This is a genomic window from Pilimelia terevasa, assembly GCF_014647915.1.
Taxonomy (GTDB): Bacteria; Actinomycetota; Actinomycetes; order Mycobacteriales; family Micromonosporaceae; genus Pilimelia; species Pilimelia terevasa.
Map to the genome: position 1 here is coordinate 213,608 of NZ_BMQC01000003.1, position 21,063 is coordinate 234,670.

Annotated in this window: 18 protein-coding genes; 10 read left to right on the forward strand and 8 right to left on the reverse strand. The window is 75.8% G+C overall.

The features are described 5' to 3' along the window. The first annotated feature begins 37 nt into the window (after positions 1 to 37). The 4 genes from IEY75_RS06155 to IEY75_RS06170 are packed head-to-tail and all read left to right on the forward strand — an operon-like array spanning position 38 to position 7,246. Complete coding sequence (locus tag IEY75_RS06155) at positions 38 to 1,675, forward strand: SulP family inorganic anion transporter (protein ID WP_189113217.1); 1,638 nt, start codon at positions 38 to 40, stop codon at positions 1,673 to 1,675. Further along, complete coding sequence (locus IEY75_RS06160) at positions 1,672 to 4,602, forward strand: DUF2309 domain-containing protein (protein ID WP_189113218.1); 2,931 nt, start codon at positions 1,672 to 1,674, stop codon at positions 4,600 to 4,602. The genes IEY75_RS06155 and IEY75_RS06160 overlap by 4 nt, the downstream gene beginning before the upstream one ends. Beyond that, on the forward strand, positions 4,599 to 5,939 hold the full coding sequence (locus tag IEY75_RS06165; protein ID WP_229789387.1) for a proton-conducting transporter transmembrane domain-containing protein: 1,341 nt from the start codon (positions 4,599 to 4,601) through the stop codon (positions 5,937 to 5,939). Before IEY75_RS06160 ends, IEY75_RS06165 begins: the two co-directional genes overlap by 4 nt. Beyond that, entirely contained in the window at positions 5,936 to 7,246 is a 1,311-nt protein-coding gene (locus IEY75_RS06170) for a proton-conducting transporter transmembrane domain-containing protein (protein ID WP_189113219.1), read from the forward strand. Before IEY75_RS06165 ends, IEY75_RS06170 begins: the two co-directional genes overlap by 4 nt. Before the next feature lie 79 nt (positions 7,247 to 7,325). Here the strand turns inward: IEY75_RS06170 and IEY75_RS06175 are convergent, their stop codons facing one another. Continuing rightward, positions 7,326 to 7,829 (reverse strand): SRPBCC domain-containing protein, encoded by a 504-nt coding sequence (locus tag IEY75_RS06175; protein ID WP_189113220.1) that lies wholly within the window; start codon positions 7,827 to 7,829, stop codon positions 7,326 to 7,328. After that, positions 7,819 to 8,142, reverse strand: a complete 324-nt coding sequence (locus IEY75_RS06180) for an ArsR/SmtB family transcription factor (protein WP_189113221.1) — start codon at positions 8,140 to 8,142, stop codon at positions 7,819 to 7,821. The genes IEY75_RS06175 and IEY75_RS06180 overlap by 11 nt, the downstream gene beginning before the upstream one ends. Positions 8,143 to 8,405: 263 nt before the next feature. On the opposite strand from IEY75_RS06180, the gene IEY75_RS06185 reads away from it, so the two are divergent. Together IEY75_RS06185 and IEY75_RS06190 are read left to right on the forward strand one after the other, a co-directional pair. Beyond that, positions 8,406 to 10,466, forward strand: coding sequence for a HelD family protein (locus IEY75_RS06185; RefSeq protein WP_189113222.1), 2,061 nt, complete (start codon positions 8,406 to 8,408; stop codon positions 10,464 to 10,466). Between the two features lie 302 nt (positions 10,467 to 10,768). Next, on the forward strand, positions 10,769 to 11,521 hold the full coding sequence (locus tag IEY75_RS06190; RefSeq protein WP_189113223.1) for a VOC family protein: 753 nt from the start codon (positions 10,769 to 10,771) through the stop codon (positions 11,519 to 11,521). Positions 11,522 to 11,588: 67 nt separating this feature from the next. On the opposite strand, the gene IEY75_RS06195 is transcribed toward IEY75_RS06190, so the two are convergent. From IEY75_RS06195 to mqnE, 4 genes are all read right to left on the reverse strand, one after another. Then, the gene (locus tag IEY75_RS06195; RefSeq protein ID WP_189113224.1) at positions 11,589 to 12,890 is read right to left on the reverse strand and encodes a M14 family metallopeptidase; all 1,302 of its coding nucleotides are present in this window, start codon (positions 12,888 to 12,890) and stop codon (positions 11,589 to 11,591) included. A gap of 120 nt (positions 12,891 to 13,010) precedes the next feature. Beyond that, positions 13,011 to 13,277 (reverse strand): DUF4229 domain-containing protein, encoded by a 267-nt coding sequence (locus IEY75_RS06200; RefSeq protein WP_189113225.1) that lies wholly within the window; start codon positions 13,275 to 13,277, stop codon positions 13,011 to 13,013. Continuing rightward, positions 13,274 to 13,696: a hypothetical protein gene (locus IEY75_RS06205; protein ID WP_189113226.1), complete on the reverse strand. Its 423-nt coding sequence runs from the start codon at positions 13,694 to 13,696 to the stop codon at positions 13,274 to 13,276. Before IEY75_RS06205 ends, IEY75_RS06200 begins: the two co-directional genes overlap by 4 nt. After that, on the reverse strand, positions 13,693 to 14,862 hold the full coding sequence (gene mqnE, locus IEY75_RS06210) for an aminofutalosine synthase MqnE (protein WP_189113396.1): 1,170 nt from the start codon (positions 14,860 to 14,862) through the stop codon (positions 13,693 to 13,695). Before mqnE ends, IEY75_RS06205 begins: the two co-directional genes overlap by 4 nt. 465 nt (positions 14,863 to 15,327) lie before the next feature. On the opposite strand from mqnE, the gene IEY75_RS21245 reads away from it, so the two are divergent. The 3 genes from IEY75_RS21245 to IEY75_RS06225 all read left to right on the forward strand — a co-directional run bounded on the left by IEY75_RS21245 (position 15,328) and on the right by IEY75_RS06225 (position 19,425). Next, positions 15,328 to 16,779, forward strand: a complete 1,452-nt coding sequence (locus IEY75_RS21245) for a C40 family peptidase (RefSeq protein WP_189113227.1) — start codon at positions 15,328 to 15,330, stop codon at positions 16,777 to 16,779. A 90-nt stretch (positions 16,780 to 16,869) separates the two neighbouring features. Continuing rightward, positions 16,870 to 17,946, forward strand: a complete 1,077-nt coding sequence (locus IEY75_RS06220; RefSeq protein WP_189113228.1) for a hypothetical protein — start codon at positions 16,870 to 16,872, stop codon at positions 17,944 to 17,946. Positions 17,947 to 18,135: 189 nt separating this feature from the next. Next, positions 18,136 to 19,425 (forward strand): DEAD/DEAH box helicase, encoded by a 1,290-nt coding sequence (locus IEY75_RS06225; protein ID WP_189113229.1) that lies wholly within the window; start codon positions 18,136 to 18,138, stop codon positions 19,423 to 19,425. A 34-nt stretch (positions 19,426 to 19,459) separates the two neighbouring features. Here IEY75_RS06225 and IEY75_RS06230 read toward each other — a convergent pair whose 3' ends face one another. Next, positions 19,460 to 19,933: an Lrp/AsnC family transcriptional regulator gene (locus tag IEY75_RS06230; RefSeq protein WP_189113230.1), complete on the reverse strand. Its 474-nt coding sequence runs from the start codon at positions 19,931 to 19,933 to the stop codon at positions 19,460 to 19,462. A 226-nt stretch (positions 19,934 to 20,159) separates the two neighbouring features. Here IEY75_RS06230 and IEY75_RS06235 point away from each other — a divergent pair, with 226 nt between their 5' ends. Further along, on the forward strand, positions 20,160 to 20,381 hold the full coding sequence (locus IEY75_RS06235; RefSeq protein WP_189113231.1) for a BldC family transcriptional regulator: 222 nt from the start codon (positions 20,160 to 20,162) through the stop codon (positions 20,379 to 20,381). 48 nt (positions 20,382 to 20,429) lie between these two features. Here the strand turns inward: IEY75_RS06235 and IEY75_RS06240 are convergent, their stop codons facing one another. Continuing rightward, complete coding sequence (locus IEY75_RS06240) at positions 20,430 to 21,062, reverse strand: UbiX family flavin prenyltransferase (RefSeq protein WP_189113232.1); 633 nt, start codon at positions 21,060 to 21,062, stop codon at positions 20,430 to 20,432. Between the last annotated feature and the right edge of the window lies 1 nt (position 21,063).

Here is a 21,063-nt window from a genome sequence, read left to right on the forward strand (position 1 = left end):
CGCGCGGGGCGGATCCCCCACCGCCGAAGGACCTGCCGTGCCGCTTCCGCGCCCGTCCGCGCCCCCGTCCCCCGCCACGCCCACGCCCGCGCCGACCTCCCTGGCCGCCGACCTGCGGGCGGGCTTCCTCGTCTTCCTCATCGCCCTGCCGCTGTGCCTGGGCATCGCCATGGCCAGCGGGTTCCCGCCGGTCGCCGGGGTGCTGACCGCCATCGTCGGCGGCGTCCTGGTCACCCTGCTGGGCAGCGCCCGCCTCACCATCAAGGGACCCGCCGCCGGCCTCATCGTCATCGCGGTCGGGGCGGTCACCGAACTCGGCGGCGGCGACCTCGCCGTCGGGTACCGCCGGGCCCTGGCCGTGGGCGTCGTCGCCGCCGTACTCCAGATCCTGCTCGGGCTGCTGCGGACCGCCAGCGTCGGCGTGGCCATGTCCCCGTCGGTCGTCCACGGGATGCTCGCCGCGATCGGCGTCATCATCATCGCCAAGCAGGCCCACGTGCTGCTCGGCGTGAAGCCGCACGGTACCGAGCCGCTGGAGCTGCTCGCCGAGATCCCGTCCAGCGTCGCCCGCGCCAACCCGCAGATCCTGCTGCTGGGGCTGCTGTCGCTGGCGATCCTGTTCGGGCTGCCGCTGGTCCGCGCCCGCTGGGTGCGCAGGGTCCCGGCGCCGCTGGTCGTCCTGGCGGTCGCGGTACCGGTCGGGCTGTGGCTGCACCTGTCCGCGCCGCACGACTACCGGATGCTCGGCGGGGTCCACCACCTCGGCCCCGAGTACCTGGTGCGGCTGCCCGGCAGCATCGTGGACGCCGTCGCGTTCCCGGACTTCTCGGTGGTCACCAGCCTCACCTCGATCAAGTACGTGATCATGTTCGCCCTCATCGGCAGCATCGAGTCGACCCTGACGGTGCTGGCGGTCGACGCGATGGACCCGCACAAGCGGACCTCCAACTACGACCGCGACCTGGTCGCCCTCGGCGGCGGCAACCTGGTGTCCTCGCTGATCGGCGGCCTGCCGATGATCTCGGAGATCGTCCGGAGCCGGGCCAACATCGACGCCGGGGCGACGTCCCGGTGGGCGAACTTCTTCCACGGCGCGCTGCTGCTGGCGTTCGTCGCGCTGGCGCCCGGCCTGCTCCAGACCATCCCCCTGGCCGCCCTGGCGGCGATGCTCATCTACACGGGCAGCCGGCTGGCCTCGCCCCGGGAGTTCCGGCACGTCAGCAAGGTCGGACCGGACCAGCTCGCCCTGTTCCTGACCACGCTGGTGGTCACCCTCGCCACGGACCTGCTGATCGGCGTGGCCGCCGGCCTGGCGCTGAAGCTGGTCCTGCACCTCGTGCGCGGCGTACCGGTCCGGGCGCTGCTGCGGCCCCGCCCGCAGGCCGTCCGCGAGGAGAACCGGCTGCGGGTGGCGCTGCCGGCGGCGGCGACGTTCGCCAGCCTGCTGCCGGTCCGCGCGGCGGTCCGCAGCGCCCAGGGCGACGCGACCGGACCGAAGATCGACGAGCTGGTGATCGACGTCCGGGACGCGGCGGTGGTGGACCACACGTTCCTGTCCCGACTGTCGACCATGGCCCAGGAGTGGCCGCACACGACGCTCACGGTGCAGGGGTTGGACACCCTGCGCCCGGTCTCCGACCACCCCGAGGCGACCCACCGCCGGAGCCGGCGGTGACCGCCGCGCCGGCCCAGCCGGGTACCGCCGCCGGCCCCGGGGAGGGGGTGCCGGCGCTGATCGCGCGGGCGGCGCGGCTGCTGCCCGCCCAGGCGCCGCTGTCGGCGTTCGTCCACCACAACACCCTGCACGCCTTCGAGGACCGGCCGTTCGAGGAGGCCGTCGAGCACGCGGCCCGGCTGTTCGGCACCGAGCCGTACCTCGCCGAGTCCGCCTACGCCGCGCTGCTCGCCGAGGGCCGGATCACCCCCGCTGACCTCGACGCCGTCGTCGCCGACGCCCCCGCCGGGCCACCGGCGCCGCCCGGCGGCCCCACCTGGCGGGCGTACCTGCGGGCCCGGCTGGGGACGCACCTGGACATCCCGCGCGGCGCGGCGCTGGACTGGCTGCTCGCCGAGACCCCGGCCCTGGCCGCCCTGCCCGCGGACCTGCCGCCGGAGCGCGCGCGGTACCTGCGCGCCGCCGCCGCGCGGCGCCGCCCGCAGGCCGGGGCGGACGCCGTCCGCCACCTGCTGGCCGACCTGTGGACGGCGCTGCGCAGGGCCGCCCCGGCCGGTCCCGCGGCCCCGCCGCCCGCCGCCCGGCCCCGCGACCTGCTACTGGCCCGGACCGGCCACGACACCGACACCGACACGCACCCGCTGCTCATCCGGTTCGCGGCGGCGTACCTCGACCAGGGCGTCGCCTACTGGGCGATGCCCGGCCGGGAGGAGGGCATCCTGGCGGCGTTCCGCAGCCTGTACGGCCGGCGCGGCGGCCCGCCCGAGCCGTGGCTGCGCGACCTGCCGGCGGTCCTGGCCGCGCAGGCGGGCTGGTCGGCGGCGCGCACCGTCGCATGGGCGCTGACCGCGCTGCGGGTACCCGAGCCGGCCTGGGGGGCGGCGATCGAGGCGACGCTGCTGTCCCTGCGCGGCTGGGCCGGCATGGTCCACCACCTGGAGCACGCGCCGCACCGGGCGCCCGTGGCCGCGCCGCCCGCCCGGCTGGCCGACCACCTCGCCGTCCAGCTCACGCTGGACCTGCTGGCCACCCGCGCCGCCGTCCGCGCGCACCTCGGCCCGGCGGCGACCGTCGCCGACCTGGACCTGCTGGACGCCGGGCCGCCGCCCGCCCGCGCCGCGCGCCGGGAACTGGCCTACGAGGCGTACCGGCTGGCCCAGCTCCTGCCCGTCGACGTGGACGCCCTCTGCGCGCCCGCGCCCGCGGCCGCGTGGCTGAGGACCGTCGCCGCCGCCGACGAGGTGCTCCGGCGCCGCCTGCTGCACCTGGCCTACGAGCGCCGGCACCGGGTGGGTGTCCTCGACGGGCTGCACGCCCACGGCCGGTACGCCGCCCCGCTGTCGCGGCCGCCTGCCTTCCAGGTGGTGTTCTGCATCGACGAGCGGGAGGAGTCGCTGCGCCGGCACCTGGAGGAGCACTGCCCGTCGGTGGAGACGTTCGGGTACGCGGGCTTCTTCGGCGTGCCGATGTCCTACCAGGGCGTCGACGACGTCCGCCCGCGGCCGCTGTGCCCGGTCGTCCTCACGCCCCGCCACCTGGTGGTCGAGGAGGCGCGCGCCCCGCGGGCGAAGCGCCACCGCGGGGGCGCGGCGCGGCGCGGGTACGACGTCGGGACCCGGACCCTGGCCCGCGGCGCGGCGCTGAGCCTCGGCCTCGGCCTGGCCCACGCCGTACCGTGGGTCGGGCGCACCCTGTTCCCGCGCCGCTTCGACCGCTGGCTGCGCCGCCTGGACCACCCCGGCGGGCCGCCGACCCGGCTGGACCTGCACCACCGGCCGGCCGAGGACGCCGGGCTGCGCCGCGGCTTCACCGTCGCCGAGATGACCGACATCGTCGCCGCCGCGCTGCGCACCACGGGCCTCGGCGCCGGACCGGCCCCGGTGGTCCTGCTCGTCGGACACGGCTCGGCGAGCCTGAACAACCCGCACGAGGCCGCGCACGACTGCGGCGCCACCGGCGGCGGCCGCGGCGGCCCCAACGCCCGCGCCCTGGCCGCCATGGCCAACGACCCCGAGGTCCGGGCGGCGCTCGCCGCGCGCGGCACCGCGCTGCCGGCGCACGTCTGGTTCGTCGGCGCGTACCACAACACCTGCGACGACTCGGTCACCTACTACGACGAGGACCTGGTGCCGGCGCGCACCAGGCCCGCCCTGCGCGCGGCGCAGGCCGCGCTCGCGCAGGCCTGCCGGCTCGCGGCGCACGAGCGCTGCCGCCGGTTCGCCACGGCGCCGCCGGACCTGCCCGTCGACCGGGCGCTCGCGCACGTGGAGACGCACACCGTCGACCTCGGCCAGCCCCGGCCCGAGTACGGGCACGCCACCAACGCGGTCTGCGTCGTCGGCCGGCGCTGGCGCACCCGCGGCCTGTACCTGGACCGGCGCGCGTTCCTCGTCTCCTACGACCCCACCGCCGACCCCGGCGCCGAGATCCTGGCCGGCCTGCTCGCCGCCGTCGGCCCGGTCTGCGCCGGCATCAACCTGGAGTACTACTTCAGCCACGTCGACCCGGTCGGCTACGGCTGCGGCACCAAGCTGCCGCACAACATCACCGGACTGCTGGGGGTGATGGACGGCCACGCCTCCGACTTGCGCACCGGCCTGCCGTGGCAGATGGTCGAGATCCACGAGCCCGTCCGGCTGCTGCTCGTCGTGGAGGCGGCCCCGGCCGCGCTCGCCGCGGTGATCGCCGCCAACCCGGCCCTGGACCGGCTCGTCCGGCACCGGTGGATCCAGCTCGCCGCCTGGCAGCCGGACGGCGACGCGCTGTCCTGGTACGACGGCGGCCGGTTCGCGCCGCACCGGCCACCGGCGGCCCCGCTGCCGCTGGCCGGCCGCTCCGTCGAGGTGTACACCGGGCGGCGCGACCACCTGGGCTGCGCCCACGTCCTCGCCGGCTGCCCCGACGCACCCGCGGAGGTGCTCCGGTGACCGCGCTCCTGCTGCTGGCCGCCGCCCTCCTGCCGCTGGCCGCGTGCGGCGCGCTGGCCGTACCGGCGTGGTGCGGGGCCCGGTGGTCCGAGCGGGTCAGCGCGGGCGTGGTGACGGCGGCGTTCGCCGGCTCGGCCCTCGCGGCGACGCTCCTGCTGCCGGCCGCGCTGCGCGGCCCGGCCGGCACGGCCGCGACCTGGCTGCGCCTGGACGGGCTCACGCTGCGCGGCGGGCTGGTCGACGACGCGCTGGCCGCGCCGTTCGCCGTCCTCGCCCCGGCGCTGCTGGCGCTGGTGTCGGCGTTCTCCCGGCGGTACCTGCACGCCGAACCGGGCCACCGGCGCTTCTACCTGCTGCTGGCGCTGTTCGGCGGCGGCGTGCAGACGGTGTTCCTGGCCGGCACGCTGGAGACCGCGATCGCCGGGTGGGAGCTGGCCGGCCTGGCCTCCGCGCTGCTCATCGGCTTCTTCCACGAACGGCCGGCGCCGCCCGCGAACGGCCTGCGCGCCTTCGCCACCTACCGGCTGTGCGACGTGGGCCTGCTCTGCGCGCTGGCCTGGCTGCACCACGCCGGCACCGGTACGGCGTTCACCGGCGGGGCCGGCCGCGTCGCCACCCTCCCGGCGCCGCCGGGGGCGGCGGCCGCGGTGGTCGGCGCCGCGCTGCTGTGGGCCGCGCTGGGCAAGAGCGCCCTGTTCCCCCTGGGCGGCTGGCTCCCCCGGGCGATGGAGGGGCCTACGCCCTCCAGCGCGATCTGCTACGGCGCGCTCTCGGTGAGCCTCGGCCCGTACCTGCTGCTGCGCACCTGCGCCGGCTGGCCCGGCCACGCGTGGCTGGCCGCCGCGACGGTCCTCGTCGGACTGCTCACCGCGGCCCACGCCACCCTCGTCGGCCGCGCGCAGACCGACGTCAAGTCCAGCCTCGCGTACGCCTCGATGGCGCAGCTCGGCCTCGTCGTCGCCGAGGTCGGCCTCGGCCTGCACCGGCTCGCGGTCCTGCACCTGGTCGCGCACGCGCTGCTGCGCAGCGGCCAGATCCTGCGGGCGCCGAGCCTGCTGCACGACCACCAGCACCGCGAGCGCGCCCTGGGCCGCCCGCTGCCGGCCACCGGGGACCACCTGGCCCGGCTCGTCCCGCCGGGCGCGCAGCGCTGGCTGTACCGGCACGCGCTCGAACGCGGACACCTGGACGGGCTGCTCGCGGCCCGCGTCCTGGCCCCGGTGGCGCGCGCCGTGCGCGCGTGGGACGCCTGCGAGGACCGCTGGGCCGCCCGCCTCGCCGGTCCCCCCGCCCCGGCGGCGCCCCGGGTCCACGCCGGTTCGGGAGGTACGCGATGATCCTCGCCCTGACGCCCTGCCTCGGCGCCGCGCTGCTGCTGGTCGGCGCGCGCCACGCCGGCCGCACCGCCGCCCCGGCGGCGGCCCGCGCCGTCGCGGTCGCCGCGGCCACGGCGGCGACGGTCGTCGCCGCCGTCGGCTGGCCACTGGCCCTGCTCGACCCGCTGGGCCGCGCCGGCCCGGTGACGGTACTCGCCGCGCCCGGCGGCCCCGGCCCGGCGTGGGCGCTGACGGCCGCCGTCGGCACCCTGCTCGCCACCGCCCTCGCCCCGGTCGCCACCCACCCGCCGCCGGTCCAGCGCCGGATCCTGCTGCTGGCGGCGACGGCGGCGGCCGGTACCGCCACCGACCAGCCGGGCCTCGCCGTCGCCCTGTGGGCGGCCGGCGCGGGGCTGCTGTGGTCGTGGCTCGACACGCCGCCGGGGGCGGCGGGCCGACGGCGCCTGTTCGGCCTGTACCACGGGTTGAGCGTCGCCGCCGTCGCGCTGGGCGCCCTGGTCACCGCGGTCGGGGCGCCCCGGGCGGGCGCCGTCCTGCTCGCCGCGGGCGTCCTGGTCCGGGTGGGCGCGCCGCCGGCCCACGCGTGGCTGCCGGTGTGCGTCGGCCGCACCCCGCCCGGGCTGCTGGTCGCGTTCCTGACCACGGTCCCGGTCGGGCTGTCGCTGCTGGCGCGCGCCCCCGTGCCGGCCGGGGCGGCCGCCGCCGTCGGCGCCTGCGGCGCGCTCGGCGCGGGGCTGCTGGCGGTCGTCCAGCGCTCCGTCTGGCGCTGCCTGGCGTACCTGCTCGCCGCGCAGGCGGCCCTGGAGGTCGCCGCCTGGGGTACCGCCGGAGCCGCCGGGGTGGCCCTGGGCTGGGGGGCGACCATGCTGGGCGGCGCCGGCCTGCTGATGACGACGGCGGCGCTGGAGGCCCGCCGCGGCCCGCTGCACCTGGGTACGCCGCTGGGCAATCTGGCCCGGACCCCGCGCCTGGCCTGGGCGTTCCTCGTGTGCGGACTGGCCGGGGCCGGCTTCCCGGCGCTGGCCGGCTTCGTCGGCGCGGAGCTGGCGGTGCACGCCGGCACCGCGGTCTCGCCGTGGTGGACGCTTCCGCTGGCGGGGGCGGTGAGCCTGGCCGGGGTGACGGTGCTGCGGGCGTACACGTCGCTGTTCACCGGCCGGCGCGACCACCCCGGCCACCCGGACCTGACCCGGCGCGAGACGTACGCGCTGGGCGTGGCCCTGGCCGCCGTGGTCTGCGGCGGCCTGGCCCCGGGCGGCGTCGCGGCCGACGCGCCCGCCCCGCCGCCGGCCGGCCGGCACGGCTGACCGGGCGCCGACCGCCGCGCCGGCTTCCCTGGCGCGGCGGTCGGTCGCCCCGTCGCCCGCGGCGCGCCGGACCGGGCGGTCAGCGGCTGAACGCGTGACCGGTCTCCAGCAGCGACTTGAGGTCGCTGAGCACCCACGGCCAGCCGCCGCCGCCCGCCTGGGCGTCGCCGTCGCCGAGCGTCATCGCCGCGGTGGCCGGCGCGCCGGTGGCCTCGTGGGTCAGGGTGAGCCGGCACAGGCCGTCGCCCTGCTCCTGGATCTCGTACGTCAGAGTGGTGTACGGCTCGGCGGCCGTTCCCGGGTCCATCAACATCCGCCACGTCTGGACCAGGCGGCGGGGCGGGTCGCACTCCAGCACCTCGCCGTCGACGATCACCTCGGGGATGTCGTAGCCGGCGGCCCTGCCCTCCTGCTGCATCTTCTCGTCCGCGCGGTGCCGGTAGGCGCCGCCGGCGGACAGCGCGTAGTCGGCGTAGCCGCCGTAGCCGTACCGGACCGTCCAGTCCGGAGAGGTGATCGCCTCCCAGATGCGGGCGGCCTCGGCCTTGATGTAGATGCGGTGTACCTGCACGTCAGTGGTCATCTCGCTGCTCCAGTTCGCGTTTCAGCTCGGTCAGCGCCGCCAGCCGGGGCGCCGCGTACTTGTCGATCCACCTGTCGTGGATCAGCCGGATCGGTACCGGGTTGAGGTAGTGCAACTTCTCCCGCCCGGACCGCCGCACGACGACCAGGTCGGCCTCCTCCAGGACCTTCAGGTGCTTGGCGACGCCGAACCTGGTCATCGAGACCTCGGACTCCAGCTCGGTGAGGGTGCGGCCGTCGCGGGCGTACAGCAGGTCCAGCAGGAAACGCCGCGTCCGGTCGGCCAGCGCCTTGAAGACACGGTCATCGTCCATCTCCCACAAAATAGGTGACCATTTGGTCACGTGTCAAGCCCTGGCCGGCAGTTTCCCGAGGCAGCGCAGGACGCCTGCCGAACCGCACGCTGACCGCCAGATCCGCACCGTCGCGGCTGCGAATATCGGTGGCCTGCTCCCGCGTGCGGCATCTAGGCTGGTCAGCTGTGCGTGGGCGTGGGACGCCCGCGCCGGGCACTGCCGGTACCGCCATCAGGTGGCCGGGCGGCCCGGGTCAGGACACACCGACCGGGAGCGCCCACATGACTGAATCGGCCGCCAGCCCAGCCGACCTCGATACCGAACTGGCTGCCGAGCGCGCCCACCTCGCCGCCGCCCGCGCCGCCCTGCACGCCATGCGCGGGCGGGCCGAGCAGATGTACGACGCCGGCCACCTCATCGCCGGCGACCCGTTCGCCGCCGAGACCCTCGGCATCGCCCTGGCCCGGCGCGTCGCCGAACTCGCCGACGACCCCCGCACCCCGCTGTTCTTCGGACGCCTGGACCTCGACGGCGCCGCCGTGGTCGACGACGCCGGCACCGACCACGGCGAGACCGTGGCCGGCCGGTTCCACATCGGCCGGCGGCACGTCAGCGACGAGGCCGGCGAGCCGATGGTGCTGGACTGGCGGGCGCCGTTGTCCCGCGCCTTCTACCGGGCCAGCGCCGCCGAGCGGCAGGGTGTCACCGTGCGTCGGCGGTTTGGTTTCCACGAGGGGGAGTTGACCGGGTTCGAGGACGAGCGGCTGGACCGCGGTGAGGAGCTGGGCACCGCCAGTCGGCTGTTGACCGAGGAGATCGAGCGGCCGCGGGTCGGGCCGATGCGGGACATCGTCGCCACCATCCAGCCCGAGCAGGACGAGCTGGTCCGCGCCCCGCTGGAGACCAGCATCTGCGTCCAGGGCGCGCCGGGCACCGGCAAGACCGCCGTCGGCCTGCACCGGGCCGCGTACCTGCTGTACGCCCACCGCGAGCGCCTGCGCCGCGCGGGTGTCCTGATCGTCGGGCCGAACGACGCGTTCCTCGGCTACATCGCGGCCGTCCTGCCCGCGCTGGGCGAACTGGAGGTCACCCAGGCGACCGCCGACGACCTCCTCACCCGCGTACCGGTCCGCGGCACCGACCCCGCCGAGGTGCAGGTGATCAAGCACGACGCGCGGATGGCGCAGGTCCTGCGCCGGGCCGTGTGGGCGGGCGTGGCCCCGCCCGCGGGGCCGATCCAGGTCTCCGACGGCGCCTACCGCTGGCGCGTCGACGAGGGCGTCCTGGCCCGCGTCGTCGCCGAGGTCCGCCGCGAGGACCTGCCGTACGCCCTGGGCCGCGAGCGGGTCCGCGCCCGAGTGGTGGCGCTCCTGCAGCGGCAGGCCGAGTCCCGCAGCGGCGAGTCGCCGGGCGAGCCGTGGCAGCGCCGGATGGGCCGGACCGCGCCGGTCACCGCGTTCCTGGACCACTGCTGGCCGCCGCTGACCCCGGAGGCCGTGCTGCACCGGCTCCTGTCCGACCCGGCGGCTCTCGCGGCGGCCGCTGACGGGATCCTGACCGGGTCGGAGCAGGCGGCCCTCACCTGGTCGAAGCCGCCGCGGACGCCGAAGTCCGCCCGCTGGAGCAGCGCCGACGCCGTCCTGCTGGACGAGGTCGCCGGCCTGGTCACGCGCCCGCCCACGCTCGGCCACGTCATCCTCGACGAGGCGCAGGACCTCTCCCCGATGCAGTGCCGGGCGATCGCCCGGCGCACCCCGCACGGCTCGGTCACCGTCCTCGGCGACCTCGCCCAGGGCACCACGCCGTGGGCCGCCCGCACCTGGGCCGACACGATGGCGCACCTCGGCAGGCCCGGCGCCCGGGTGGTACCGCTGACCACCGGCTTCCGGGTGCCCGAGGTGGTGGTCGCGCTCGCCAACCGCCTTCTGCCCGCCCTGGACGTCGACGTACCGGCGGGGGTGTCGCTGCGCCGCGACGGCGAGCTGACGATCACGGCCGTCGAGGACCTGGCCGCCGCGGTCGTCGCCGAGGTCCGGCGCGCGGGCCGGCAGCCGGGGTCGATCGGGGTGATCGCCCCGGACACCCTCGTCGCCGCGCTGCGGGCGGCGCTGGCCGACGCCGGGGAGAGCGTCGCGGCCGGCGCGGCCGACGGGCCGCTGGCGGTGGTCCCGGCCACGGTCGCCAAGGGGCTGGAGTACGACCACGTGATCGTCGCCGAGCCCGCCGCCATCGTCGCCGCGGAGCCCCGCGGCCTGCACCGCCTCTACGTCGTGCTCACCCGCGCCGTGTCCCGCCTGTCCGTCCTGCACACGACACCCCTGCCCGCGGCCCTGCGGGGATGAGCGCGGGGCCCCACTCGGGGCACTTCCCCAGGTCATGTCGGCGACGGCCGGGGCGACGCGGGCGGGCGAGACGGACGTCGGCGCGGGCTGACGCGGGGCGGATCCGGGGACGGGTGTCACAGGAGGATGCCACGATGCGGAAGGGTCCAGACGACGACCCGCGCCACCACACGACCCGCGCCACCACACGACCCGCGCCACCGAAGTAACGCACGTACCGAGACGACGCACGCCCACCGGCCGGCACGCGCCGAGCAGCAGGCGCGGACGCCGGCACCGACACGGGACAGGAGTCACCACCGATGAGCAGTACCCCCACGAAGCCGATCTGGACCGACCTGGGCACCTCGGACATCGAGGCGGCCACCCGCTTCTACGGCCAGGTGTTCGGCTGGGAGGCCGAGACCGACCCGGTGATGGGCTACACGACGTTCCGCAAGGACGGCAAGCGGGTGGCCGGCGCCATGCAGATCGAGCAGGAGGACCAGCCGGTCGCCTGGTCGACGTACATCGGCACCGACGACGCCGACGCCGTCTCCAAGCGGGTCGAGGCCGCGGGCGGCACTGTCATCATGGCGCCGATGGATGTCGCGCCCCACGGCCGGATGGCCTTCTACGGCGACCCGGCGGGCGCCGTGTTCGGCGTCTGGCAGCCGGCGGAGCACCGGGGCTTCGAGCTGGCGGAGTCCGAGGGCGCCTACTGCTGGACCGAGCTGACCACCACCGACCCGGCCGGCGCGAGGACGTTCTACCGGGACGTCTTCGGCTGGACCGCGCACGAGCACGCCCAGCCCGACGGCACCTACGTCGAGTTCAAGGCGGCCGACACCTCCGTCGCCGGCCTCATGGACCAGCAGGGCGGGCCGGCCGCGCCGCCGCACTGGCTGGTGCACTTCGCCGCCCGGGACGTGGACGGCACCGCGGCGCGGGCCACCGCGGTGGGCGCCTCCGTGATCGTGCCGGGCACCGACTTCCCGGGCGGCCGGTTCGCGATCCTGGCCGACCCGCAGGGCGGCGCGTTCGCCGTCGTCCACATGGACCAGCCGCCGGCCTGAGCCGGGTCGCCCGACCGACCGCACGCGGCGGCGGCGCCGTCCACCGGCCGCCGCCGCGTCGCGGGCGTCACTTGCAGTACTGGTCCTGCTTGCCGATCAGCTTGTACGGGCAGTCCGCGGTCTCCATGAAGAACAGCGACGCCTCCTTGTTCCGCGTCGTCTCCTTCTCGATCACGGTGTCCGGCGGGTAGAAGCCGGGGCTGGCGCCCTTGGGGTACATCTCGAAGGTGTAGCCGAAGATCTTGTGCTCGGCCCACAGCCAGTCCAGGCTCGACCCGTCGGTGATGTACAGCCCCGAGGCCTGCTTCGGCGTGTAGCCGTTGCTCTCGGCCATCTTCTTGCCCCAGGTCTGGAACGTGCTGGCGTCGTCCTGGGTGAGCCCCGGCTCGACGGCCTTGTTCGTGTACCCGTAGGGCCAGAGGATCAGCTCGCTGTACGAGTGCCAGTCGAGGTTCGCCTTGATCTGCTGCTTGCCGCCGACCACCCGGCTGTTGACGAAGTCGCGGACCCGGCTGACCTCGGTGGAGGAGAACGCGGCGGTACCGCGGTACGTGTCCGAGCTGGGGGTGCCGGACGAGCCGTTGCAGCAGCCCCACTTGTAGCCGTAGTTGCGGTTGGGGTCGATGCCGTACGTCTTGTCGCTGTTCGGCTGGCGCGTCTTGCGCCACATCGCGAGGCGGGAGCCGGCGATGTCGTGGGCGCCGCCGTCGGGGTTGATGTTCGGGACGACCCAGATCTCGCGGGAGTCGACGATCCGGGTGACCCGCTCGTCCTTGCCGTAGTTGTCGACGAGCAGGTGCATCAGGTACAGCGCCATCTCGACGGTCAGGTGCTCGCGCGCGTGGTGGTGCGAGGTGATCAGCACCTCCGGCTCGGCCTCGTCGTCGGCGACCTTGTCCGAGATCTTGATCAGCGGTAGGTCCCGGCCCTCGTGCGACTTGCCGATGCTGGACTTGGCGGCGATCTGCGGGTGCGCGGCGACGAGGTCGTTGATCTCCTTCGTCATCTCGTCGTAGTCGTGGTACTTCTGCATGTTCGCCGGGAAGCCGGCCAGGAGCGCGTCCAGGCCCTGCTCGGCGGGCGGGGCGACCGGGCTGACGGCCAGGCCGAGGCGCCGGATGGCGGCCGCCTCGGTCAGCGTGGCGGAGACGTAGATCTGGCCGTGCTCGATGGAGTCGATCGCGGCGCCGGTGGCGGCGACGGCGTCGCGGTCGGCGAGGGTCTGCGCGCCGCCGACGACGTAGGACTGCGCGGAGCGGGGGACGTGGACCGGTCCGGCGGAGACCGGTGCGACGCCGGCCGCCAGACCGCCGAGGGCGAGCGTCAGCGCGAGACCGGCGCGACGCCAGGTACGGGCGGGCGTGGGCATGAGGTGGTACCTCCTGGGGTGGTCAGGGCGGCACTGTGAGCGAACTCACTCCCTGAGTCTAGGAGCCTCAATATAGATGTGCGTCGCTAGATTGCCAACGGCCCGCGACACCCGTCCTGATCAGGTCCGCGGCCGTGCCGGCTCGTCCTCGCCCGCGAGCGCCGCGCGCAACTGCGCCTTCTGCGCCCGCCGCCGCTCGACGCCCGCGGCCAGGTCGGCGGCCACGCGGTCGCGCAGCCTGCGGAGCAGGAAGTACGACAGGACCGCCGAGACCGCGACCGCGATCAGCAGCGTGACGAACAGGTTCAGCCCCAGCGGCAGCAGCGCCGCGGTGACCGCGACGAGCAGGCCGAGGCGGGCCAGCGTGTACGTGACGGGGGCCTTCATCGATCCGCGCTCCGTTCTGCGCGGGCGCTCGCGGCCCGCACGCCGTAGAACCACAGCGGCGCGAACAGCGCCGTCGTGACCGTCGCGCCCAGCACCCCGCCGGCCAGCGGCGGCCAGGCGACCAGGCCGGCGGCGAGCAGCCCCGCGGCGCCGGCGGCGACCACCGCCCCCGCGGCGGCCCACACCCGACCCCAGCCGTACCACGCGCGGAACTCCTCGACCGCCAGCATCACCGGCAGGATCACCGCCAACCAGCCGTTGACCCGCCCGAACTCGCCCAGCCCGGCCACGGCGAACAGCCCATCGAACAGCGCCAGCGCGGCCGCCCCGGCGACGACCCCGGCGAGCTGCATCCCCAACAGGTCGGTCAGCGCGACGATCCGCCGGTGGGCGTCGCGCCGCGGGAAGGACTCGGTCACTCCCACACCTGCTGCGGCTCGGCCCGGCGCTGCGCCAGCGGTACCGGTCGGTCGTACTCCCGGACCACCTCGTAGCGGGTGTTGCGCTCGACCGGCTGGAAGCCGGCGTCCCAGATGAGGGTCAGCAGGTCGTCGCGGTGCATGGTCGCCGGGGTGCCGTACTCGTCCGCGTCGTGCGTGATCTTGTACTCCACCACCGAGCCGTCCAGGTCGTCGACGCCGAAGTTCAGCGAGAGCTGGGCCACCGACAGGCCGTGCATGACCCAGAAGCACTTGACGTGCGGCACGTTGTCGAACATCAGCCGGGAGACGGCGAACGTCTTCAGCGACTCGGCCGGCGAGGCCATCGTCGTGCGGGCCTGGATCCGGTTGCGGACCTTGCCGTCGCGGGCGTCGTGGAAGTCGTGCTGGTACCGCAGCGGGATGAAGGTGACGAAGCCCCCGGTCTCGTCCTGCAGCTCGCGCAGGCGCATGACGTGGTCGACGCGGTGCCGCGGCTCCTCGATGTGCCCGTACAGCATGGTCGCGGGGGTGCGCAGGCCCTTGCCGTGCGCCAGCCGGTGGATCCGGGACCAGTCCTCCCAGTGGCAGGCGTGGTCGACGATGTGCTGCCGGACCTCCCAGTCGAAGATCTCGGCGCCGCCGCCGGTGAGCGAGCCGAGGCCGGCGTCGATCAACTCGTCGAGGATCTCGTCCGCCGACAGGCCGCTGATCTTCTCGAACCACTGGACCTCGGTGGCGGTGAACGCCTTGAGGGTCACGTCCGGCAGGACGGCCTTCAGCTCCCGCAGCACCTTCGGGTAGTACCGCCACGGCAGGGTGGGGTGCAGGCCGTTGACGATGTGCAGCTCGGTCAGGCCCTCGCCCTCCATCTCGCGGGCCTTCTCGACGGCCTGCGCGATGCGCATGGTGTACGCGTCCTTCTCCCCCGGCTTGCGCTGGAAGGAGCAGTAGGCGCAGCTCGCCGCGCAGACGTTGGTGAGGTTCAGGTGGCGGTTGACGTTGAACACCACCCGCTCGCCGTTGTCGGCCACCCGCTTGTGGTGGGCGAGGCGGCCGAGCCAGGCCAGGTCGTCGGAGGCGTAGAGGGCCTCGCCGTCGGCGCGGTCGAGGCGCTCCCCGGCGTACACCTTCGCCTCGATCTCCCGCCGCCGGCCGGGGTCGATGCCGGTGCTGCGCGCGGTCGTGGCCGTCATCGGTCGCCTCCGGGGTCCGTCCCTGCCGCGGGGCGGGCGGCCCGGCGGAGCGGTCGCCGGGACCGCCGGGTACGAGCCTACGTCCCGGGTACGACGGGGCCGCCGCGCCGTCCCGGGCGGGCCGCTGCGCCGTTCGGGGCCGGAAAATGCCTGTGGATTCCGGACAAAGAGGCGTCGGCTGTGGACGGGGGACCTGCTTTTTCCCCATAGTGTCAATATCCGACACGGGTCTGCCTGCTCGGGCACCGTCCGCCGCGGGTGAGCCCGGGAGACCGGGCGGCCTGGGACGCTGGTGCACAAATCCGCCGTTCGGCGGCGCCCGCGTGGACGGCGGCGCGACACGGGGTACAGGCGGACAGGAAACCGGCACGCGACGGCGTGGCCCCAGCGGTCACAGCGCAGCGGTGCCGGACGCTCCACGGAGGGAGACGCGCAGTGGGTACGCCGAGGGCGGCACGGCGACTGGGGCCGCGCAACTGGCCGGAGCTGGTCGGCGCGGTCGCGCTCGTCGGCGTCCTGCTCGCCGCGCCGGCCGCCGCCGCGCCGGTCACCCCGCCGGACCGCATCCCCGACACCGGGAGCCGGCCGGTCGCCGCCGCGCCGCTGGGCCCCGCCGCCGGCGGTATCGGCGCCGGAACCAGCGCGCCGGGCGCGCTCGGCGCGCTGGCCGGCAGGCTGGCGGCGGCCGAGGCCGCGGTGCAGCGCTACGGCCAGCAGCTCACCCAGGCCGCCGTCGACCGGGACCAGGCGGCCCAGGAGGTGGCCACCCTCACCACCACCGTCCGCGAGGCGCGGCACGCCCGCGAGGAGGCCCGCCGCACGGGCCAGCTCGCCGCCTACGAGGCGTACCGCAGCGCCGCCGGCCTGCCCTCCCGCATCCTCGGCTCCGACCTGGCCCGGGTGACCGCCCTGAGTGGACCGCGCGGCCAGGCGCCGGAGTCGCTCGCCGCCAGCGGCCAGCTCGCCCGGACGGTGCGCACCGCGGCGGCGGCCGAGGCCGCGCTCACCGGCGCCCGCACCCGCCTGCGGGACGCGACCGGGCGCCACCGGGCGCTGACCGCCGGCCTCGCGCGCGCCGGAGCCGCCCTGGCGGCGCTGCGCCGCACCCACGCGCGCCAGCTCGTCCCGGTCGAACGGGAACGCGCGCGCCGCAACGAGGTCATCGGCCGGGACCGGCACCGGGACGCGCGCGGCCTGGTGGCCCACCGGCAGGCGCGGGTGGCGCTGGCGTACGCGCGCCGGCAGCTCGGCAAGCCGTACCTGCTCAACAGCGAGGGACCCGACACCTTCGACTGCTCGGGGCTGATCATGATGGCGTACCGCGCCGCCGGCTACGGCCTGCCCCGGGTGGCCGCCCAGCAGTACGCCGCCACGGCCGGCAAGCGCGCCGACCCCATGGCCCTGCTCCCCGGCGACCTGCTGTTCTTCAACCTGACGACCGATCCGGCGGCGATCCACCACGTCGCCCTGTACCTCGGCGGCGGCCTCATGATCCACGCTCCGCAGCCGGGTCAGCAGGTGTCGGTCGCGCCCGTGTCGTGGTCCTCGTTCTTCGCCGCGACGCGGATCTTCGCCGGGGTGCCGACCGCCGCCGCCGGGCGGCCCCGGCCGTGGAAGCCCAGGCCGCCCACCGCCGCGCCGACGGCCAAGCCCACCCCGTCGCCGGACGGCGACAAACCCGGCGGGGGCGGCCCCGGCAAGCCGGGCGGCGACAAACCGGGGGGCGGCACCGGTAACCCCGGGGGCGGCAACCCCGGTAGTCCCGGTGGCGGCACCAACCCGGGCGGCACGCCGACACCGGTCGGGAGCCGGACGCCCGTTCCGCACGCCGGAGGAGGCGGCACGCCGGCCGCCCCGGGGTCCGCAGGAGCGAATATCCGGCCTTGACCCGTCACGCCGGCCGGTCGGCGTGACACGGTAAGAATGACCAGACACCCGGCGGTCCACGCCGGATGGCCGGCGGCCTTGGGAGGGCGCATGGAGCAGCAGGACGGCACCGGGCAGGGGGGCGCGACGACCCTCGCCACGCCGCCCGCGTCGAAGGTCCCGCCACACCCGACGGACCCGGTCCGGCCGGGGACCGACGCGCCCCGCGGCCGGGCCGCCGAGGCAGGCGGCGCCACGGACACCCGCAAGACCGCCAAGTCCGGCAAGGCCGCCCGGTCCCGCAAGGCGGGCGCGCCCCGTCAGTCCGCCGGGTCTCCCGCGCCGGCCCCGGCCGCCGCGCCGCCACCGGCCGCCGCGGCGCGCCGCGCCGCCGGAAAGCGCAAGGCGGCCGGGAAGGCCGCGCCGGGCCGGGCCACGGCCGCGGCCGAGCCCGCGGAACCGCCCAGGGCTGTAGTACCCCCCAAGCCCGCCGAACCACCCAAGCCCGCCGAACCACGCAAGCCGGCGGAACCGCGCAAGCCCGCCGAACCCCGCAAGCCCGTCGGACCGCCCGAGCCGGCGCAGCCGCCGACGCCCGCCGAGCCAGAGCCCACCGGGCCGCCCGAGCGGCCCGAGCGGCCCGAGCCGGTGCACCCGGAGCCCGTCCCCGATCCCGGCCCGGCCCCGTCGCCGACCCCGCCGAAGCCGGTGCCGCCGGGTCCCGCGCCGACTCCCCGGCCGGTACCGGCGCCACCGCCCGGTCCGATCCCGGCGCCGCCGCCCTCGCCGATCCCGGCGCCCCCGCCCTCGCCGATCCCGCCCGGCCCCGCGCCGGTGCCGCCGGGTCCCGGCCCGATGCCGGCGCCGCCGTTCCCGCCGCCGCTGCCCACGATGGGACCGCCCCCGCCGCCGCGCCCGCGCGGCCGCGGCACGATGTACGGCGGCAGTACCGGCGTGAACCCGCGCCTGCCGGTCTTCGGCAACCCCGCGGTGGAGAACACCGGCTCGCTGACCGGCCACATCCTCGCCCACGGCCAGCTCGACCTGCCGACGCCGGAGAAGGAGACCCGCAAGGTCGTCGTCGTGGGCCTCTCCATGCTGGGCGCGATGATCGTCGTTGGGCTGATTGTCGGCCTGGTGGCCGGCAGCCAGGTGTCGGCCCTGGTGCACGCCGTGATCAACGGTTAGGCGGACGGCGGGTTCGGCCCGTACACTCGACAGGTTGTTCGTGTGCGGAACCGTCTCTGGTGGCCGCGCCACGGTCGCCCACCCGGCGCCGCGGCGCGCGGGCCGCCGACCGGGAGGCGGCTGCCCGCGCCCCGCTCGCGGCGGCTGCCGCCGACCAGCGCCGGGCGCGCCCACCTCCGAGAGGTTCCCTTGTCGTCGTTCGCTGCCGCCCGCGCGTTCCCTACTCTCCTGGAGCCGACCGAGACCCAGTGCGGTGACGCGGCCACCCGCGCCCCCGCCGAGGTCCCGGCCGACTTCGCCGCCCTGGGCCTGCCCGCCCGCCTGGTCCGCGCGCTGGCCGCGGAGGGCATCGACACGCCCTTCCCGATCCAGGCGGCGACCATCCCCGACGCGCTCGTCGGCCGCGACGTGCTCGGCCGCGGGCAGACCGGCTCCGGCAAGACGATGGCCTTCGGGCTGCCGCTGCTGGCGCGCATGGCGAGGTTCGGGCGCTCGCTGCCGAACCGGCCGTTCGGCCTGGTCCTCGTACCGACCCGCGAGCTGGCCTTCCAGGTCGCCGACGCGCTGCGGCCGCTGGCCCGGCAGCTCGGGGTCTACCTGAGCACGGCCATCGGCGGGGTGCCCTACGACCGGCAGCTTGAGGCGCTGGAGCACGGCGTACACCTGATGGTCGCCACGCCCGGCCGCCTCGGCGACCTGGTCGAGCGCGGCGCCTGCCACCTCGACCGGATCGAGGTCACCGTCCTGGACGAGGCAGACCAGATGGCCGACATGGGCTTCCTGCCCGAGGTGACGGCGCTGCTGGAGAAGACCCCGGCGGTCGGCCAGCGGCTGCTGTTCTCGGCGACGCTGGACAAGGACGTGGACGCCCTCGTCAACCGCTTCCTCGTCGACCCGGTGACGCATTCGGTGGACCCGTCCACCGCGGCCGTCGACACCATGGACCACCACGTGCTCGTGATCCCGCCCCGGGAGAAGTTCACGATCACCGCGTCGATCGCGGCCCGGCCCGGGCGGACGATCCTGTTCGCGCGCACCCAGGCCGGCGTCGACCGGCTGGTGGAGCAGCTCGGCGAGGTCGGCGTCTCGGCCGGCGCGCTGCACGGCGGCAAGACCCAGCGGGTCCGCACCCGGACGCTCGCCGAGTTCCGGGAGGGCCGCACGAGCGTGCTGGTGGCCACCGACGTCGCCGCCCGCGGCATCCACGTCGACGGCGTCTCCCTGGTCCTGCACGTGGACCCGCCGCGGGACTCCAAGGACTACCTGCACCGGGCGGGCCGCACCGCGCGGGCGGGCGAGTCGGGGGCCGTGGCGACGCTGGTCCTGCCCAAGCAGCGCCACCAGACCATGAAGATGCTGTCGACGGCGGGCGTGGCGCCGACCGAGACGAAGGTCCGCCCGGGCGACCAGGCGCTGGTCGACATCACGGGCGCCCGCACGGACCTGCCGGCGCGCCGCCGCAGCCAGTACGCCGCCTGAGCGCACCCCGCAGCCGCAGCCGCAGCCGCGGGCCTCAGCCGGGAGTGGCGGCGGCCGGCGGCTTGCGGTGCGGCTGGGGGCGCTGCTCCCACTTCGTGGACAGCGCGATCGTCGTGCGGGTCGAGGCGACCCCCGGCACCCGGTTGATCCGGCCGATCAACTGCTCCAGCTCGGCGATCGTGCCCAGTCGTGCGATGAGCAGGAAGCTCTCGTGCCCAGCCATGAAGTAGCAGGACTCGATCTCGGGCTGCTGGCGGAACCGGATCGTCATGTCCTCGATCTCGTGCCCCGGCTCCTGGACAATCATGATCATGGCGGTGACGCCCAGGCCGATCGCCTCGGGGTCGACGTCCGCGCGGTACGCCTTGATGACGCCGGTGGACTCCAGCTTGCCGAGGCGGTCGTGGACCGAGGGCGGCGAGAGGCCGACCTGGCGGGCGAGTTCGGCGTAGGAGAGCCGGGCGTTGTCGCGGAGGAGCTCGATGAGCGTCCGGTCGATGGCGTCCACGGACGAGACCCTAGCGGGCGGGCGCGGCGGACCCGTCGCCGATACATAGCCGAATAATGCTCGCAAATCTTACACATCGATAGTACAAGATAGTCGTTTTCCTCGTTTGTCGGACATTGCCTAATCCCGGTGCTCTAATGGGCGTACATCCCTATGGACGGCCCGTGTCATCACCCGAACGGGCGTAACTCACCTGAGCAGACCTCATCGACGCGAGGAGGGGACCGTGGACACGGGAGATCGTCTGCTGACGCCTGGCGAAGTGGCCGCGTTGTTCCGCGTCGACCCGAAGACGGTGACGCGGTGGGCGGCCGCCGGCAGGATCGGCAGCATCCGCACACCGGGCGGACACCGCCGGTTCCGGGAATCCGAGGTGCGCGCGCTCCTGGAGGGCGAGGCCGACTTCGACGCGCTGGACGGCGACTTCAGCGCCAACAGCACCTACTGAGCACTCTGCCGACCCACACGCCCCCCGCACGGACGCGGTGTCCGGCCGCTAGTCCCGTGCCGCACCCAGCGTGCCGGACCAGCGCCGGAACAGGTCGTGCGGGACGCCGGCCGCGTCGAGCACCTTCCCCGCCACGAAGTCGACGAGCTGCGCCGCCGTGGCCTGCGCACCCGCGCCGTAGAAGCCGGGGCTGGCCGGCAGCACCACCGCGCCCGCGTCGTGCAGGGTGATCAGGTGCTCCAGGTGCCCCCGCGTCACCGGCGTCTCGCGCGGTACCACGACCACCGGGCGCCGCTCCTTGAGGTTGACCTCCGCCGCGCGCTGGAGCAGGTCCTTGGACAGCCCGATGGCGATGCCCGCGCAGGCGGCGGTGCTCGCCGGTACGACGATCATCCCGCGGGCCGGGTACGAACCGCTGCTCGGGCCGGCCGCCAGGTCGCCCGCCGGCCAGTACCGCAGGTCGCCGCCCGCCGGCCGGCCCAGCCACGCGGCCAGGTCCCCGGCCCAGTGGGCGTCGCGGAAGGCGGCACCGGTCTCGTCGAGGATCGTCAGGCGCGCCGCCCGCGAGACCACCAGGTCCACGGGCGCGCCCGCGTCGAGCAGGCCGCGCAGCACCGCGGCGGCGTACGGCGTCCCGGAGGCCCCGGAGACGCCGACCACCCACGGCCGCCGTTGATCCACC